This window comes from Kitasatospora sp. NPDC057542 (assembly GCF_042801945.1).
Classification (GTDB): Bacteria; Actinomycetota; Actinomycetes; order Streptomycetales; family Streptomycetaceae; genus Kitasatospora.
Window position 1 is genome coordinate 1 of record NZ_JBHVFE010000196.1, and the last position, 15,328, is coordinate 15,328.

The following is a 15,328-nucleotide window of genomic DNA, read 5'->3' on the forward strand; positions in this document are numbered from 1 at the left end:
GTTCCCGCGCGGCGCGAACCGTCGGACCCGCCCTATGCGTAGGCGCCGGAGAGCAGGTGTCCGGCGCCGGGGGCGAAGGCGGGCAGACCGAGGGCCCGCAGGAGCTGGTGGGCGGTGCAGACGGCGGCCGAGACCACCGGTTTGCCCAGTTGCTGCTCGGCCTCCTCGACGGCGGACAGCGAGGGCAGCTGCACGCAGGCCGAGAGCACCACCGCGTCCGCCTCGGCGTACGCGAGAGCGCGGGCGATCGCGGGCAGCAGGGCCGGGTCGTGGGCGGCGACGTCCAGGTTGTCGGCGATCTCCAGGGCGGCGTGATCGAGCACCTCGATGCCCTCCGCGGCGAGGTACTCGACCACCGTCCGGGCCAGCGGCCGCAGGTACGGGGTGACCATGGCGACCTTCGCGGCCCCGAGTTCGCGCAGCCCGGCGACCAGGGCACCGGCGCTGGTGACCACGGGCGCGGGGGCGCCGTTCTCGACGGTGCGCAGGTGCAGCCGCCGTTCGGCCTCGCGGTGGTAGCCGGGGCCGGTGGCCATCACGGCGACCAGGCAGGCGTACCCGATCACGTCCATCCGGGCATCCGAGAGCTCGGCGGCGCAGCGGTCGGACTCGGCGTCCATGGCGCGCAGTTGCTCGGGGGTGACCCTGGTCATCCGCATCCGGCTGGAGTGGAAGGTGAACCGCTCGGGGGCGACCGCCTCGCGGGCCCGCAGCAGGGCGGGGACCTCGGTCTCCATGGTGACGTTGGAGCTCGGGACGATCTGGCCGATCCGGTAGGTGGTCATCGGTTGCGGGCCCCCTTCGGTGGGCGTCGATCGGTCAGCGGGCGTCGATCACCGGGTTGGCGAGCGTGCCGATCCGTTCGATGGTGGCCTCGACCAGGTCGCCGGGCTGGAGGAACTGCGGGGGCACCATCCCGGCGCCGACGCCCGAGGGGGAGCCGGTGGCGATCACGTCGCCCGGTTCCAGGGTGACGCCGGAGGAGATGTCGGCGATCAGCCGGGCGACGCCGAACAGCATGTGGCGGGTGTTGGAGTCCTGCCGCAGTTCGCCGTTGACCTTCAGCGAGAGGTCGAGCCGCTGCGGGTCGGGGATCTCGTCGGCCGTCACCACGACCGGGCCGAACGGCGCGTAGCTGTCCTGGCCCTTGGAGAAGAACCACTGGCCGGAGCGGCGCTGGTCGCGGGCGCTGACGTCGTTGACGATGCTGTAGCCGAACACGTGCCGCAGGGCGTCCGCCTCGGCCACCCGGAAGGCCGTTGCGCCGATCACCACGGCGAGTTCGCACTCCCAGTCGAGCTGCTTGGTGAGGTCGGCGTTGTGCAGGATGGGCCCGCCCGGGCCGGTGACGGCGGTCGAGGGCTTGCCGAACAGCACCGGACGGTCGGGCAGTTCGCGGTCGGTGTCCAGCGTGCGGTGCGACTCGGCCACGTGTTCCACGTAGTTGAGGCCGACGCCGACGATCTTGCCGGGGCGCAGTGGCGCGCACAGCGAGACCTCGGCGAGCGGCCTGGTGGCCGGGGCCCCGGCGAGCAGTTCGCGGGCGGTGGCCAGGGCGGGCCCGCCGGCGCGGATCAACCCCAGGAGATCGGGGGGAAGTCGGGCTCCGGCGGCGGTGGCGAGGACGGCCAGGTCGGCGACCCGGTCGCCGTCGAGCCGGGCGCCGAGTCGCGGGGTGTCGGCGCCGTCGGCGCGGAAGGTCAGCAGGTGCATGGCGGTGGGGCTCCTGGTCAGGCGGTGGTGGTGGGCTGGTGCCCGTCGGGGTGGGCCTCCTCGCGGTACAGGCCGAGCGAGTGCATCACCGGGAAGTCGTCGAAGGAGAACAGGCAGGCGTCCTCGCCCTGGTCGAGGTTCGCGTGCTCGTGCCAGGCCCAGGACGGGACGACGAAGATGTCCCCCTGCTGCCACTCGAAGCGCCGGCCGGCGATCACCGAGGCGCCGCGGCCCTTGGCCGCGGTGTACACCACCGAGCCGGTGTGCCGGTGGGCGCGGGTGGCCTGGCCCGGGCGCAGCAGTTGCAGGTGGGCGGACATGGTCGGCATCACCGGGCCGCCGGTGACCGGGTTGGTGTACTCCATGATCACGCCGTCGTAGGGCGATCCCTCGGCGGCACGGGCGAGCCGGCACAGTGCGTGGTAGCTGGGTTCCCAGGGCCAGCCGAACAGCGGCGAGTAGGGCCGGGTCCACTTCTCGGCGCCGTACGGCAGCAGGTTGCCGCCGTAGCTGAGCAGCGAGGAGTTGATGACCGGCCCCGGCCGCTGGTACAGCTCCGGGTGGACCTCGTAGAAGTTGGCGTCGAGGGTGTTGACCAGCGGGATGTCCAGGCCGTCCTGCCAGATCACCGGCGCGTCGTCGGCCTCGTTGCCGTGCTCGTGCCAGGTGTTGTTCGGGGTGATCGCGAAGTCGCGCGGGCCGACCCTGAGCTTCTGCCCGTCCACGACGGTCCAGGCGCCGGTGCCCTCGTGGACGAAGCGCAGCGCGGAGGCCTGGTGGCGGTGCGCGGTCATCGCCTCGCCGGGGCCCATGATCTGCAGGCCGGTGTACAACAGTCCTACGGCGGCGCTCAGTTCGCGGCGGCCGGGGTTCACCAGCATCACCACCCGGCGGCCGGCGTCGTCGGCCTTCACCAGCGGCAGCGCCTTGCGCACCAGCGGGCGGAGGTCGGCGTAGCGCCAGAGCACCGGGACGGACTTCGGCTGCGGGTACCAGGGCTCGATCTCGTTCGCGACCGTCCACAGGGCGCCGGCCTCGTGTTCGGCCAACTCCTCGTAGTATGCGCGCAGTTCCGGGCTGTCGGTGACTCTGGACCGGCCGATCCGGTCGTCGTCGTGCTCGGGGGAGCGTTCGGGTCCGGTCATGCCTCCTCCTCGGGGAACACCAGCGGTCGCAGCGGGCGGTTGTCCACGTGCAGCCGGAAGACGTCGAAGCGGTTGTAGTGGCCGACGATGTCGTGCATCTGCTTGGGCTGGATGCAGCGGCCGAGGTCGATCTCGGCGTAGACGACGCCCTCCTCGTCCACCAGCGGTTCGGTGACGGCGCGGCCGTCCGGGCCGAAGATCCCGGACAGGGCGCTGTGCGGGCGGGCGAGCTGCTTGCGGACCTGCGGGTCGTCGCCGGCGAGCAGGTCCACCATCTCGGGCGAGACGGTGGAGCAGGAGACGACGGAGAACACCTTGCCCTCGAAGCAGTGGGCGGCGGTGCGCAGTGCGATCGAGTCCGCCATGTCGTAGTCCTCCGGGCCCACCGGCAGTGCGATGTAGCAGGCGGCGTGGACCAGTTCGCCCTGTGCCAGCAGGGTGAAGCGGGCCAGCGGATTGGTGTTCTCGCCGCAGGCCAGCGCGCCGAGCGGGCCGACGGTGGTGGGGTGCACCGTGAGGGTGCTGCCGTCGCCCTGCGCCCAGGTCAGCTTCTCGGCCCAGGTCGGCATCAGCTTGCGGTGCACGCTGAGCAGTTCGCCGTTCGCGTCGATGATCAGCAGGGTGTTGTACAGCAGTCCGAGGCTGTGCCGGCCGCGTTCGTTGATCCCGATCACCAGCACCACTCCGGCCTGCCGGGCGGCGGCGCACAGGGTGTCGACGTACGGGCCGGGGACGTCCACGGCGGCCCGGTACAGGCGCTCGTACCAGGGCGAGCCCTGCACCGGGTTCATCGTCCAGTTCCAGTACGGGTAGCCGGGCACGAAGACCTCGGGGAAGACCACCAGTTCGGCGCCGTGCCGGGCCGCCTCGTGGATCAGCGCGACGGCCTTGTCGACGGTGGCGGCCGGGTCCAGGTAGACCGGGGCGGCCTGGACGGCGGCGGCGGTGAAGCGGGGCAGGTGGGGCATGGTTCCTCGTCACTCCTCGGGAAGGGGTGGTGACCAGCGGCGGTGGACGGGCGCGGGCGGCTCGCGCAGCAGGTGCAGGCGCGGGGCGACCCGGTCGGCGTTCGGGCCCGGCGGTTTGCGGCTGCCCGCCCGCCAGGGCTCGGGCCAGCGGGCGCCCGGACCGGTGTGGCCCCGCTCGGTGGCGGCGTGCAGCGTCCAGAGCGGGTCGTACAGGTGGGCCCGGCCGACCGCGACCAGGTCGGCCCGCCCGGCCAGCAGGACGGAGTCGGCGTCGTCGTACCCGGAGATCGCGCCGACCGCGACGGTCGGCAGGCCGGTGGCGGTGCGGACCAGCTCGGCGAAGGGTGTCTGGTAGCCGCGCCCGTACGGTGGCCGCTGGTGCGCCACCACCTCGCCGGTGGAGACGTCCAGCGCGTCCGCCCCGGCCGCGGCGAGCGCGCGACAGATCGCCACGGTCTCCTCCTCGGTGGTGCCGCCGGGCGCCCAGTCGCTTGCCGAGATCCGCACCAGCAGCGGCCGTCCGGCCGGCCAGACGGCGCGTACCGCCGTCAGCACCTCCAGCGGTAGCCGCAGCCGGTGGGTGAGCGGGCCGCCGTAGTGGTCGGTGCGGTGGTTGGTGAGCGGGGAGAGGAAGGAGGAGAGCAGGTGACCGTGGCCGAACTGGAGCTCCAGCACGTCGAAGCCGGCCCGGGCGGCCCGCTCGGCGGCGGCCGCGAAGTCGGCGGTGACGGCGGCCGATTGGATGTCGTTCGCCTCGTGCGGCACCGGGCTGTCGGCGTCCCAGGGGATGGCCGAGGGGGCGATCAGCGGCCAGCCGCCGGCGAGCGGGCGCCCGATGCCGTCGGGGCCGGGAGCGGTGGACGCGCCCCGGCGGCCGGCGTGGGTCAGCTGGATGCCGAGCGGGGTGTCGCTCACCGACCGGACGGCGTCGCGAAGTTGGCGCCAGGCGGCCTCCTGGTGGTCGGTCCACAGGCCCGGGCACCGATCGGTGGCCCGGCCCTCGGGGCTGACCGCGGTCATCCCGGCGAGCACCAGCCCCGCGCCGCCGAGCGCGTGCCCGGTCAGCTGGGCCCGGTCGAAGCCGCTGGGCAGCGCGTCGGGGGAGGTGAAGGTGGCGAGCGGGGGCACCACAACGCGGTTGCGCAGCTCCAGCGCTCCCAGCCTCAGCGGCAGGAACATCGGCGGCGTCCCGGGCGAGCCGCCGAAGGCGGTGTCCACGGCGTCCACGAAGGCCGGGTCGCGGGCCCGCAGGCTGCCGTAGGTGACTCTCCGGCTGCGGGTGAGCAGGTTGAAGGCGAACTGGTCGGCGCCCTGCCCGGCCCGCCGCCCGATGGTCTCGAACCACTCCAGGCTGGCCTGTGCGGCGCGCTGGGTGGACTCCACCACCGGGCGCCGCTCGGCCTCGTAGCCCGCCAACGCCTCCTCCAGGGTGGGCTGTTCACTCAGTGCGGCGGCCAGGGCGAGGGCGTCCTCCAGGGCGAGCTTGGTGCCCGAGCCGATCGAGAAGTGCGCGGAGTGCGCGGCGTCGCCGAGCAGGACCACGTTGCGGTGGCGCCAGCTCGCGTTCCGCACCGTGGTGAAGCGGATCCAGCGGGAGGCGTTGGGGATCAGCCGGTGGCCGTCCAGGTGCCCGGCGAGCAGCTCCGCGCAGCGCCGTACGCTCGCCAGGTCGCTCTCGCCGCGCGCCGGCTCCCGTGCGGCGAGGGCCTCGAAGCCCGCGCGGCGCCAGGCGTCCGCGGCCGCCTCGACGATGAAGGTCGAGCGGGTGGCGCTGTACGGGTAGGCGTGGACCTGGAGCACGCCGAAGTCGTACTGCTCGACGATGAAGGTGAAGGCCTCGAAGACCTTGTCGGTGGCGAGCCACATGTAGCGGCAGTGGCGCTCGTCCAGTTCGGGGCGGAAGCTCTCCGGGTGGGCGGCCCGGGTGCCGGAGCGGATGCCGTCGGCGGCCACCACCAGGTCGTACTCGGCGGCCAGCCGGTCGACGGGCGGGGCCGGGGTGCGGTAGCGCACGTCCACCGCCAGCTCGGCGCAGCGCTGTTGCAGGATGGCGCGCAGCCGGTTGCGGTCCAGGGCGGCGAAACCGTGGCCTCCACTGGTGCGGACCTCGCCCGCGTAGCGGATGTCGATGTCGCTCCAGCGGGCGAACTCGGCGCTGATCGCGGCGAAGACGCGCGGGTCGGCCCGGGCGATGCCGTCGAGGGTCTCGTCGGAGAAGACCACGCCGAAGCCGAACTCGTCGTCCCGGGCGTCCCGTTCGAAGACGGTGAGCTCCCGGCCGGGTGCCAGCTGCTTGGCCAGGGCGGCGAAGTAGAGCCCGCCGGGGCCGGCGCCGATCACCGCGATCCGGCGGGCTGTGGAGGTGGCGGCCTCGTTCATGCGACCACCTCGGGCTGCTGCGGCCCGGCCTCCGCCAGGGTGCGGCGGACCTGCGTGGGCCACGGCTCGGCACCCCCGGCGTGCGGCGCGGCGTGCACCACCGACATCCGCCCGCTGGCGGCCAGCCCGTGCGGGCCGTGCACCTCGAAGGCGTAGTGCAGCGAGGAGCCGCCGACCCGGACCACCCGCAGCTCGGTGCGGACCAGGTCGCCGAACCAGAGCCGCTCGCGGTAGTCGGCCTCGAAGTGCACCCGGGGTATCCGCCCGAACAGCTCGGCCAGCCCGAGCCGGCGCAGCAGGGCGGCCTCCGCCGCCTCGGCCCAGCGCTGCACGGCGGAGAAGTGGTAGTGCCCGGCGGCATCGGTGTCGGACCACTCCACCCGGCGCTCGACGGTGACGCTGGCCGGGGTCAGCGCGGCCCGTCGGCGCAGTTCGGCGCGGTGCAGCTTGCCGGTCGCGGTGCGCGGCAGCTCGGGCACGAACTCGACCGTCCGCGGGTACTTGTACGGCGCGATGGTGCGCTTGACGTGCTCCTGGAGCCCGTGCGCCGTCTCCGGCGCGGCGGATACGCCCGCACGCAGCACCACGTACGCCTTGACCACCGCGCCGCGCCGCTCGTCCGGCGCGCCGACCACCGCGCAGTCGGCCACGTCGGGGTGGGCGGCGAGCGCCTGTTCCACCTCGGGCCCGGCGATGTTGTAGCCGGCCGAGACGATCATGTCGTCGTTGCGCGCCCGGAACCAGAAGTAGCCGTCGCTGTCCCGGACGTAGGTGTCGCCGGTGACGTTCCAGCCGCCGCGGACGTACTCCCGCTGGCGCTCGTCGTCCAGGTAGCGGCAGCCGGTCGGGCCCTTGACGGCGAGCAGCCCGGGCTCGCCGTCGGGCACCGGGCGGCCCTGCCCGTCCAGGACCGTGGCCCGGAAGCCGGGGACGGGCCGGCCGGTGGATCCGGGGCGGCTGTCCCGGTCGGCGGCCGAGACGAACACGTGGAGCAGCTCGGTGGCGCCGATGCCGTCGATCAGCCGCTGTCCGGTGGCCGCGTGGAAGGCCTGCCAGACGGCGGCGGGCAGCGGCTCGCCCGCGGAGACGCAGCGTCGCACCGCGGCCAGCCGGTCGGCCAGGCCGGCGGCCAGGATCGCCCGGTAGGCGGTCGGCGCGGTGAACAGCACGCTCACCCCGTGCCGGCGGACCTGTTCGGCGAGCTGTTCGGGGGTGGCCTGTTCCAGCAGGAGGCTGGCGGCGCCCGCCCGCAGAGGGAAGACCAGCAGGCCGCCGAGGCCGAAGGTGAAGCCGAGCGGAGGGGTTCCCGTGAAGAGGTCCTCCGAGGTGGGGCGGAGCAGGTGCCGGGAGAAGGTGTCGGCGATGGCGAGCACGTCGCGGTGGAAGTGCAGGGTGGCCTTGGGGCGGCCGGTGGTGCCGGAGGTGAAGGCGATCAGCGCGACGTCGTCGGCGGCGGTCGGGACGGCGGGGAAGCCGGTGGGCTTGGCGGCGCAGCGGGCGGTGAGGTCCTCGGGGCCGGTGCCGCCGTAGCGCAGGACGCGCAGGCCGGGGGTGCGCGCCCGGTCCAGCTCGTCCAGGAACCGGTGGTCGCACAGGGCGAGGACGGGCCTGGCGATGCCGTGCAGCTCGGTCAACTCGGCGGCGCGCAGCAGCGGCATGGTGGTGACGGCCACCCCGCCGGCCTTCAGCACGCCGAGCCAACAGGCCGCCAGCCAAGGGGTGTTGGGGCCGCGCAGCAGGACCCGGTTGCCGGTGACGAGGCCGAGGTCCTCGGTCAGCAGACGGGCGATCCGGTCGGCGTGGTCGCGCAGCTCGCCGTAGGACCAGTGCCCGGTGGGGGTGAGCAGGCAGCGGCGGTCCGGGCCGAGGCGTTCGATGGTGTCGTCGAGCAGGGCGGCGGCGCAGTTCAGGCGGTCGGGATAGGCCAACTCCGGGAGTTCGAAGAGGAGTTCCGGCCACTGATCGAAGGGTGGGAGGTGGTCTCGACAGAACGTGTCCACGTGCGCTGAGGGGGAGAGCTCCATGGGCGGGCACCTCGTCGTGCGAGCGGGGAGTGAGGCCAGTATGGCGGGTCGGTGACGTGAGTCAAGAGAGCGATACATGCATTCGGGCGACGGCCCCGCCGGCGCTCCCCGGGTGGCCCGGCTCCGCGCCGGCGCCCGCTGCGGCCGGGTGGCGCGGTCCATGGCTTCGACGGTGGGCGGCGCCGGGGCGGCCCGGTGTGGGCCTGGACCCACGACGGGGTGGGGCCGGCCACACTCCTCGGCCGACCCGGGCAGCGACGGGCTCCGCGGGGTGCAGAGTGGGAGCATCGAACGAAGAGCGAGGGGCGGGGGCAGTGAGACAGCCGGTTTCATGGGTCGAACGCGTGGGGGTGGGGTTCGTCCGGGCGTGCGCGGTGGCGGCCGTCACCCTGCTGATCCCGGCGGTGTGGGCCGCCGCCGTGGCCCTGGGCATCCGGTGGGGCCCGGCCAACCCGTGGTCGTGGCTGCTGCCCGTGGTGCTGGTGGGCACGGGCACGCTCGCGCTGGCCCGTCCGGTCTGCCGGGCGGTCCGCTTCCTGGTCGAGCGGTGGACCGGCACCGCCGTCCCGGCCGGCTACCGGACGGCCGGGCCGGTCACCCGGATGTCCACCGGCCACTGGTGGAACGGGTACGCGTACGAGCGCAGCCGCCGGGACGCCGTCATGGACCAGTCCTGGCGGCTCTGGTGGAGCGACCCGGCCACCTGGCGTGACCTGCGGTTCACCGGGATCGCCCCGTTCGCGGCGGGCCTGGCCGCGGCGCTCCCGCCGGCCGCGGCGGCGGTGGCGGTGCTCGGACTGCTCCGGCCGGAGCCGGTGGCCCGGGTGGTCGGGGTGCTTGCCGCGGTGGCGGCCGTCGCCGTCGCCCCGTACGCCTGGCGGCCGGTGGAGCCGGTGGCCGTCCACTTCCTCGGCCCGTCCACCGCGATGCTGCTGGTCGAGCGGGTGGACGAACTGACCGCCCACCGGGCGGATGTGACGGTCGCGCAGGCCGCGGAGATCCGCCGGATCGAGCGGGATCTGCACGACGGCGCGCAGGCGGGGCTGGTGGCGCTCGGGCTCTCGCTGGCGACCGCCGAGAAGCTGATGGAGACCGATCCCGAGCGGGCCAGGGCACTGATGCGGGCGGCGCGGGCAGGGGCGGCGAGCTCGCTGGCCGAACTGCGGGACCTGGTCCGGGGCATCAACCCGCCGCTGCTGAACGAGCGCGGGCTGGTGGACGCGGTCCGCGCGCTCGCCCTGAACAGCCCGCTCGACGTCGTGGTCGCCGCCGACGGGCCGTTCCGCCTGGAGCCGCCGATCGAGTCCGCGGTGTACTTCGGGGCCGCCGAACTGCTCACCAACGCGACCAAGCACGCCCGGGCGACGAGCGTGCGGATCACCATCGCGCACGGCGGGACCGGCGTCGTGGTGGAGGTCCGGGACGACGGCCGCGGCGGTGCGGTGACGGGCAGTGAGGGCGGGCTGGCCGGGCTGCGCCGCCGGCTCGCGGTGTTCGACGGCACCCTGGAGCTCACCAGCCCGGCGGGCGGCCCGACCTGTGTGACGATGGTGGTGCCATGCGAATCGTTGTAGCCGAGGACCTCTACCTGCTGCGGGACGGAATGGTCCGGCTGGTCGAGGCCTACGGGCACGAGGTGGTGGCGACGGCCGCCACCGGCCCCGAGACCCTGGACGCCCTGCTGACCTGGCGCCCGGACGTCGCCGTCGTCGACGTCCGGATGCCGCCGACCCAGTCGGACGAGGGCCTCCAGGCGGCCCTCCACGCGCGCCGGGCGGTGCCCGGGCTTCCGGTGCTGATCCTCTCCCAGCACGTGGAGCAGCTGTACGCCCGTGAGTTGCTGGCCGACGGCGCCGGCGGCATCGGCTACTTCCTCAAGGAGAGCGTGTTTGACGGTGAGCAGTTCGTCGACGCCCTGGAGCGGGTGGCGGCGGGCGGGACGGCCATGGATCCGGCCGTGATCGGCGCACTGGTCTCCTCCGCCCCCTCGAACCGGCGGCTCGACCGGCTCACCGGGCGTGAGCTGGAGGTGCTCGGCCTGATGGCGGAGGGGCTGTCCAACCAGGCCATCGCGCAACGGCTGTTCCTCAGCGACAGCGCGATCGGCAAGTACACCACCTCGATGTTCGGCAAGCTCGGGCTCACCGACGACGAGAACGGCAACCGGCGGGTGCTGGCCGTCCTGGCCTACCTCAACAAGCCCTGACCGCCCGCTCGTCAGCGCGCCGTCGCCCAGGAGATGTCGGGGATGTGCCCCTCCTGCACCTGCCGGGCGCGCTCGGCGACCAGCTCGGCGAGGCCGGTGAGCACGGGCACGGTGAGCTGGTAGCCCGGCCCCTCCTCGCGCACGATGAGCAGCACGCTGCCGACCCTGGTCAGTGCCACCGCCGATACGGAGCCTTGGACGCGGATGGCGCTCTGGTCGCCGATCTGCGGGACGGCCACCGTCGGGTTCGTCCCGGCGGTCCGGCCGAGCGCGCTGTCGAAGGCACGGGCGGCGGTCTCGGGGGAGGCGAAGGTGGCCACCCGGAACTCCACGGCCTGCACCGAAGCCGAACCGAACGCCACGATGCCGTAGGCGAGTTGTTCGTCGCAGGAGTCCGGCAGCAGGCACGGCCGCTCGCCGTCCGTACCGAGCGCCGCCGTCGGCCCCCGCTGCACCTGCCAGTCGCCCGGCACCGCCCTCTCGTCGGGCAGCAGCCTCAGCACCAGCGCCGGATTCCTCAGCGGCTGCGCGGCGTGCGCCAGATCGGGCCCGCCCGGCTTCAGCAACGGACGGGAGTTCAGGTGCACGCCGAGCGCGACCAGCGCGGCGATCAGCACCAGGGCGAGCGCCAGCACGATCCCCGTGGTGCTTCTCCGGGCGGCGAGCGCCCGGGCGTGGGCGGCCGCGGGGCCGGTCCGCAGCTGGACGGTGGTGGGGCCCCTCGGCGGCGGCGCGGACGGCGGGCCGACCCGCAGCTGCACGGTGCCGGGCTCGCTCCGCAGCTGCACGGTCGGCGGATCGCTCGGCTTCCCGAGCCCGGTGGTGGCCAGGTACTGGGCGAACGCCTGGTCCGAGGCCAGCAGTTGTGCGACCGCGGCGGTCAGCAGCGCCCGTGCCTGCGCGTCCCCCGGGCTCGCCTCCGCCGCCGCGAGGGCCCGGGCCCCCTCCGGTACCATCCGCAACCGCGCCCGCACGACGTCCGCCACCGCCTGATGCGGCCCGTCGCCCAACAGCGCCGCCACCGCCTCCGGCGCCAACCCCCGGCCGTCCCCCATGGCAACTCCCCTTGCCGAACGAGTGGTTGCTCCCACGATCCCGGACCGCCCCCCAGTTCGTACCCACGCCGAACGGAACGGAGACGCAACTGCAACCGCTTCCGGACGATCCCGGGCCGGGGAACGCGGTTGTCGGGTCAGGGCCCACAGGGCGTCCGGTGGCAGCGCCGGGTCGGCCGCGGCCGCCGGGCCGTGCGGGGGTCCGGGGGTCCGGGGGGTGAGGCCGCGGCCGGAGGGCGAGGGGTGTCAGCGCAGGGCCGGTGTGGGAGCGGGCGGGCCGCTCAACTGACCGGCATGGACATGTACACCGCCCGCCGCCCGTAGCAGGCGGGCACCGGCACCTCCCGGTGCGCCCGGTAGCCGAGCAGCCGCAGCAGGATGTCGGCCCCGCGTACCGCGACCATCGAGATCCGCTCGTACCCCTGCTCGCTCGCCTGCTCCCGGAAGTGCCGCATGAAGCCCAGCGCGACGTCCCGTCCGCGCAGCTCTTCGGCGATCACCAGGTCGTGCACGTGCAGGTTGGCCGACTCGTACGCCGTCTCCTCCGGCCGGGCGAGGTCCGGGCAGCGCAGGGGCGGGTACGGCAGGCTCAGCAGGTAGCCGTGCACCGCGCCGTGCCGCTCCAGCACGAAGCAGGTCTCCGGCGAGCCGAGCGCGCGGGACTTCAGCGCCTCCCGGCCCTCGGACAGGCCGTCGGCCGCGTAGGCGGCGTGCTCCAGGGCGACCACGGCATCCCAGTCGCCGTCGTCCAGCCGCCGGATCCGGAGGTCCTCGCTCACCCGGCCGTCCCCTGCGCGTCGACGTGGAGCCCCTCCGTACGGGCGGCGGCCACCAGCGCAGCCCAGGCTCCCATCAGCACCGCCCAGCGCTCGGCGTCCTCCTGCGCCTCGTCCAGGAGCTGCTGCCGCTGCCCGGCCACCACGTCCGCGAGCTCGGCGTACTTGCCGCCCAGCTTGCGGTAGGAGCGGTCCAGGACGTCCAGGCAGTGCACGTTCCCGGACCGGTCCCAGTCGACGCTGCCCCGCACCAGGTCGAGGATCGGCTCGACCTTCAGCCCGTGCCGCTCGTCCAGCAGCCTGCGGCCGAGGTCGATCATCCCGCCGTAGACCGGGTACAGGTACAGCATCGAGAGCAGGAACTTGACGAACCGCAGCTGGTAGGAGACGAAGCCGGCGCCGGTGCGGCGCTCGGGCGTGTAGTAGTTGACGATGTGGCGGTTGTGGGTGACGCCGGGCAGCCGGGAGTGGACCATGGCGTGCAGCAGGGCGTAGTCGCTGCCGATGGTCTCGATCGAGGGCAGCAGCGGCAGCACCTCGTAGCCCCGGTGGTCCAGGGCGATGTTGCACATGTAGACGTCCCAGATGTCGGGCACGCCGAGGACGGAGTCGTCGGCGCTGAACGGCGCGGAGCCGGCGCCCTTGAAGGAGACGTCCACCATCGCGTCCCTCTCCTCCTCCGACCACACCGGCGGGGTCCACAGACGCACCACGTCGCGGTAGACGGCCGGGTCCCGCTCGTGGATCTCACCGATGTCCACGTTGAGTTCGCCGATGAAGGAGCCGCTGACCAGCATCACCGGCCTGTCCGCGTCGGCCGGGTCGAGTTCGGAGCGGGACACGCCGGCCACCGCCTCGCCGGCCGGCCGGCCGATCGAGAGCAGCTCGTGGTGGATCGGGAAGACCTTCCGGCCGTCGACGACCTGGAAGTCGAAGTCGTCGTTGCGCAGGTGCGCCGAGGTGCAGCCCAGGGCGGCCGCGCCCAGGAAGAGCCGGTTGACGCAGGAACCGTACGCGACGGCCCGCGGGAGCATCAGGTCGAGCAGCAGCTCGGGGTCGGCGGCGCCGGAGCGCTCGGCGACCCGGCGCAGGAACTCCCGCTGCTGCGCCTCGCCGAGGTGGTGGACGACCACGCCGGGAGTGGGCTCCATCGCGGCCACGGCGCCCGCGTTCGCCGCGAACGCCACGGCGTCGGTGGTGTCGAGGATGAGGAGGTGCACCTCGACCCCGAAGTTCGCGACGGCGTAGGCCGCCTCCTCGGCGAGTTCCGCGATGGTGTCGGGGCAGGGCCGCATGGTGGGCAGGGCGAGGCAGACTCTTTGCATGTGCGGGTTTCTCCATCGGATCGTCAGATTCGGTTCCATGGCCGCCAGTTGGGCGCACCCGGAGGCCCCGGGCGCGGGCCGGCGCCGGTCCGCCGGACTACCCTGGACTAGACCACTTTTGATGTCAACGATTGACAGCGAGGGCCCGGCGGGGTGGAATGCGCCCCCATCCGCACGATCGCCCGCCCCCGCACGGGCGTCCGAATCGCACGCAGGGGCGAACGTCCCCTGCAGAGTCGAACGGCCGGGCGAGCGTGGGTGGTTCACTGCGGGGAAGTTGCGCCATCGGGGTCAATCCGCGAGCCGGACCTGCCGATAACGGAGGTGATGCCCTCACGCCGTTCGGAGGAGCCCACAATGCCCGAACTGTGGCTGCCCGGTGCCGAGATCCACGACCTCGGCGACCACGCGCCGACCGATCAGCAGTACCCGCCGAAGGCCATCGCCCACATCACCTGGGACCGCAACGCGACCGCCGCCGCACCGCAGGACTGGGTCCCCTACGCGAACCTGGTCGGCTACTTCACCGGCAGCGGCGCCGGCAGCGCGCCGCACCTGGTCTGGGACCCGTTCAGCGGTCGCACGGCACAGCTGTTCCCGGCCGACTCCCGCTCGAAGAGCCTGCTCAGCCCCGCCGAGAGCCCGACCCGCACCAACCGGGCCGGGCGGGTGGTGATCCAGATCGAGGCGGTGTTCTTCCCCTACTGCCGCTACCAGGGCGGCGTCTACGCGCGGCTGGTCGACACCCCATGTGCGGGCTGGGACCGGATCCACGCCTGGATCGCCTCCTGGGGCGTGCCCGACGCCTGGCCGATGGGCCGGCCGACCGACTTCTCCAGCCACCGCGACGAACAGGTCTGGGAGACCCGCGGCGGCTGGTATGCGCATGCCCACGTGCCGTACAACGACCACACCGATCCCGGCTCCTGGCCCGACGTCACGGCCGGGTCCGGCTCCCCGGGCACCCCGCCCTCGCAGCAGCACCCGGTCCCCCCGGACACGCCCGCCCGCTACCAGGTCAGCATCAACGGCCTGCCGTACGGCCACGGCGCCCAGGGCTACCAGGTGACGGCGGTCGGGCGGGCGCTGGTCTCGCACGGCTTCGGCGACCACTACCTCTCCGGCCCGGGCCCGAGCTGGACGGACGCGGACACCGAGAACTACGCGGACTACCAGGGGAGCCTGGGCTACTCCGGGCAGGCGGCGGACGGCGTCCCGGGCGAGGGCTCGCTGCGCCGGCTGCTCGGTTACCTGCCCGGGCAGCGGACGGTCTCGGTGTCCCACGTGATCGCGGCGGCCCAGACCGACCCGGGGGCCGAGCAGGGGCACCTGACCTACGGCGCCGAGGTGGCGATCGTGGAGCAGGCGCTCGTGGACGAGGGGCTGCTCGAACAGCGGTGGGTGGACGGATCGTTCGGCAGCCGGACGGTCTCCGCGTACGCGGCCTGGCAGCGCCGCTGCGGGTACCAGGCGGGGGCGGCGGACGGGATCCCCGGCCAGGCCTCGCTGCACCGGCTGGGCACGGCGCAGGGGTTCGCGGTGACCGACTGAGTCCGGTACTACTCCCGGGGGAGGCGAGGTTCGGCGGTTGCCGGGGGCGCGTACTCGCCCGGGAGTAGGCGAGGTTACTTCCACCGTCAGATGCCGGATGAGGCGCGGACGGGAGAGCCTGGGGCCGTCCTCGTGACCCCGACTCGAAGGAGGTATCCGTGCGCTCGCCCACCGGCGCCGTCGCGG

Annotated in this window: 12 protein-coding genes; 3 read left to right on the forward strand and 9 right to left on the reverse strand. The window is 73.9% G+C overall.

From position 1 onward, the window contains the following. Nucleotides 1–32: 32 nt before the first annotated feature. Genes ACFU7Y_RS23625 through ACFU7Y_RS23650 form a run of 6 tightly spaced genes read right to left on the reverse strand, consistent with a single transcriptional unit; the run spans nt 33 to nt 8,229 of the window. The gene (locus tag ACFU7Y_RS23625; RefSeq protein ID WP_308020224.1) at nt 33–785 is read right to left on the reverse strand and encodes an Asp/Glu racemase; all 753 of its coding nucleotides are present in this window, start codon (nt 783–785) and stop codon (nt 33–35) included. A gap of 34 nt (nt 786–819) precedes the next feature. After that, a complete protein-coding gene (locus ACFU7Y_RS23630; protein WP_224281136.1) occupies nt 820–1,713 on the reverse strand; it encodes a fumarylacetoacetate hydrolase family protein in 894 nt (297 codons plus the stop codon). Between the two features lie 17 nt (nt 1,714–1,730). Further along, on the reverse strand, nt 1,731–2,858 hold the full coding sequence (locus ACFU7Y_RS23635) for a cupin domain-containing protein (RefSeq protein WP_224281135.1): 1,128 nt from the start codon (nt 2,856–2,858) through the stop codon (nt 1,731–1,733). Then, nucleotides 2,855–3,826, reverse strand: a complete 972-nt coding sequence (locus tag ACFU7Y_RS23640; RefSeq protein WP_224281134.1) for a carbon-nitrogen hydrolase family protein — start codon at nt 3,824–3,826, stop codon at nt 2,855–2,857. Before ACFU7Y_RS23640 ends, ACFU7Y_RS23635 begins: the two co-directional genes overlap by 4 nt. Nucleotides 3,827–3,835: 9 nt before the next feature. Further along, nucleotides 3,836–6,205: an FAD-dependent monooxygenase gene (locus ACFU7Y_RS23645; RefSeq protein ID WP_224281133.1), complete on the reverse strand. Its 2,370-nt coding sequence runs from the start codon at nt 6,203–6,205 to the stop codon at nt 3,836–3,838. Next, the gene (locus ACFU7Y_RS23650) at nt 6,202–8,229 is read right to left on the reverse strand and encodes an AMP-binding protein (RefSeq protein WP_374119996.1); all 2,028 of its coding nucleotides are present in this window, start codon (nt 8,227–8,229) and stop codon (nt 6,202–6,204) included. Before ACFU7Y_RS23650 ends, ACFU7Y_RS23645 begins: the two co-directional genes overlap by 4 nt. A 314-nt stretch (nt 8,230–8,543) precedes the next feature. Here ACFU7Y_RS23650 and ACFU7Y_RS23655 point away from each other — a divergent pair, with 314 nt between their 5' ends. After that, nucleotides 8,544–9,803: a sensor histidine kinase gene (locus ACFU7Y_RS23655; protein WP_380769577.1), complete on the forward strand. Its 1,260-nt coding sequence runs from the start codon at nt 8,544–8,546 to the stop codon at nt 9,801–9,803. Further along, complete coding sequence (locus ACFU7Y_RS23660) at nt 9,788–10,435, forward strand: response regulator transcription factor (RefSeq protein WP_224283848.1); 648 nt, start codon at nt 9,788–9,790, stop codon at nt 10,433–10,435. Before ACFU7Y_RS23655 ends, ACFU7Y_RS23660 begins: the two co-directional genes overlap by 16 nt. An 11-nt stretch (nt 10,436–10,446) precedes the next feature. On the opposite strand, the gene ACFU7Y_RS23665 is transcribed toward ACFU7Y_RS23660, so the two are convergent. From ACFU7Y_RS23665 to ACFU7Y_RS23675, 3 genes are all read right to left on the reverse strand, one after another. Then, on the reverse strand, nt 10,447–11,490 hold the full coding sequence (locus ACFU7Y_RS23665) for a hypothetical protein (RefSeq protein WP_224283852.1): 1,044 nt from the start codon (nt 11,488–11,490) through the stop codon (nt 10,447–10,449). Nucleotides 11,491–11,771: 281 nt separating this feature from the next. Then, nucleotides 11,772–12,269, reverse strand: coding sequence for a GNAT family N-acetyltransferase (locus tag ACFU7Y_RS23670; RefSeq protein WP_224283849.1), 498 nt, complete (start codon nt 12,267–12,269; stop codon nt 11,772–11,774). Continuing rightward, complete coding sequence (locus tag ACFU7Y_RS23675; protein ID WP_224283850.1) at nt 12,266–13,591, reverse strand: DUF6271 family protein; 1,326 nt, start codon at nt 13,589–13,591, stop codon at nt 12,266–12,268. Before ACFU7Y_RS23675 ends, ACFU7Y_RS23670 begins: the two co-directional genes overlap by 4 nt. A gap of 357 nt (nt 13,592–13,948) precedes the next feature. Between ACFU7Y_RS23675 and ACFU7Y_RS23680 the strand changes: the two genes are divergently transcribed. Further along, on the forward strand, nt 13,949–15,142 hold the full coding sequence (locus tag ACFU7Y_RS23680; protein ID WP_224283851.1) for a peptidoglycan-binding protein: 1,194 nt from the start codon (nt 13,949–13,951) through the stop codon (nt 15,140–15,142). Nucleotides 15,143–15,328 lie beyond the last annotated feature (186 nt).

Excerpts from the sequence above, each read along its gene's own strand:
- ACFU7Y_RS23645 (WP_224281133.1), bottom strand. The coding sequence starts at position 6,205 with ATGAACGAGGCCGCCACCTCCACAGCCCGCCGGATCGCGGTGATCGGC.
- ACFU7Y_RS23635 (WP_224281135.1), bottom strand. The coding sequence starts at position 2,858 with ATGACCGGACCCGAACGCTCCCCCGAGCACGACGACGACCGGATCGGC.
- ACFU7Y_RS23680 (WP_224283851.1), top strand. The coding sequence starts at position 13,949 with ATGCCCGAACTGTGGCTGCCCGGTGCCGAGATCCACGACCTCGGCGAC.
- ACFU7Y_RS23625 (WP_308020224.1), bottom strand. The coding sequence starts at position 785 with ATGACCACCTACCGGATCGGCCAGATCGTCCCGAGCTCCAACGTCACC.
- ACFU7Y_RS23660 (WP_224283848.1), top strand. The coding sequence starts at position 9,788 with ATGCGAATCGTTGTAGCCGAGGACCTCTACCTGCTGCGGGACGGAATG.
- ACFU7Y_RS23675 (WP_224283850.1), bottom strand. The coding sequence starts at position 13,591 with ATGCAAAGAGTCTGCCTCGCCCTGCCCACCATGCGGCCCTGCCCCGAC.
- ACFU7Y_RS23665 (WP_224283852.1), bottom strand. The coding sequence starts at position 11,490 with ATGGGGGACGGCCGGGGGTTGGCGCCGGAGGCGGTGGCGGCGCTGTTG.
- ACFU7Y_RS23640 (WP_224281134.1), bottom strand. The coding sequence starts at position 3,826 with ATGCCCCACCTGCCCCGCTTCACCGCCGCCGCCGTCCAGGCCGCCCCG.
- ACFU7Y_RS23650 (WP_374119996.1), bottom strand. The coding sequence starts at position 8,229 with ATGGAGCTCTCCCCCTCAGCGCACGTGGACACGTTCTGTCGAGACCAC.
- ACFU7Y_RS23630 (WP_224281136.1), bottom strand. The coding sequence starts at position 1,713 with ATGCACCTGCTGACCTTCCGCGCCGACGGCGCCGACACCCCGCGACTC.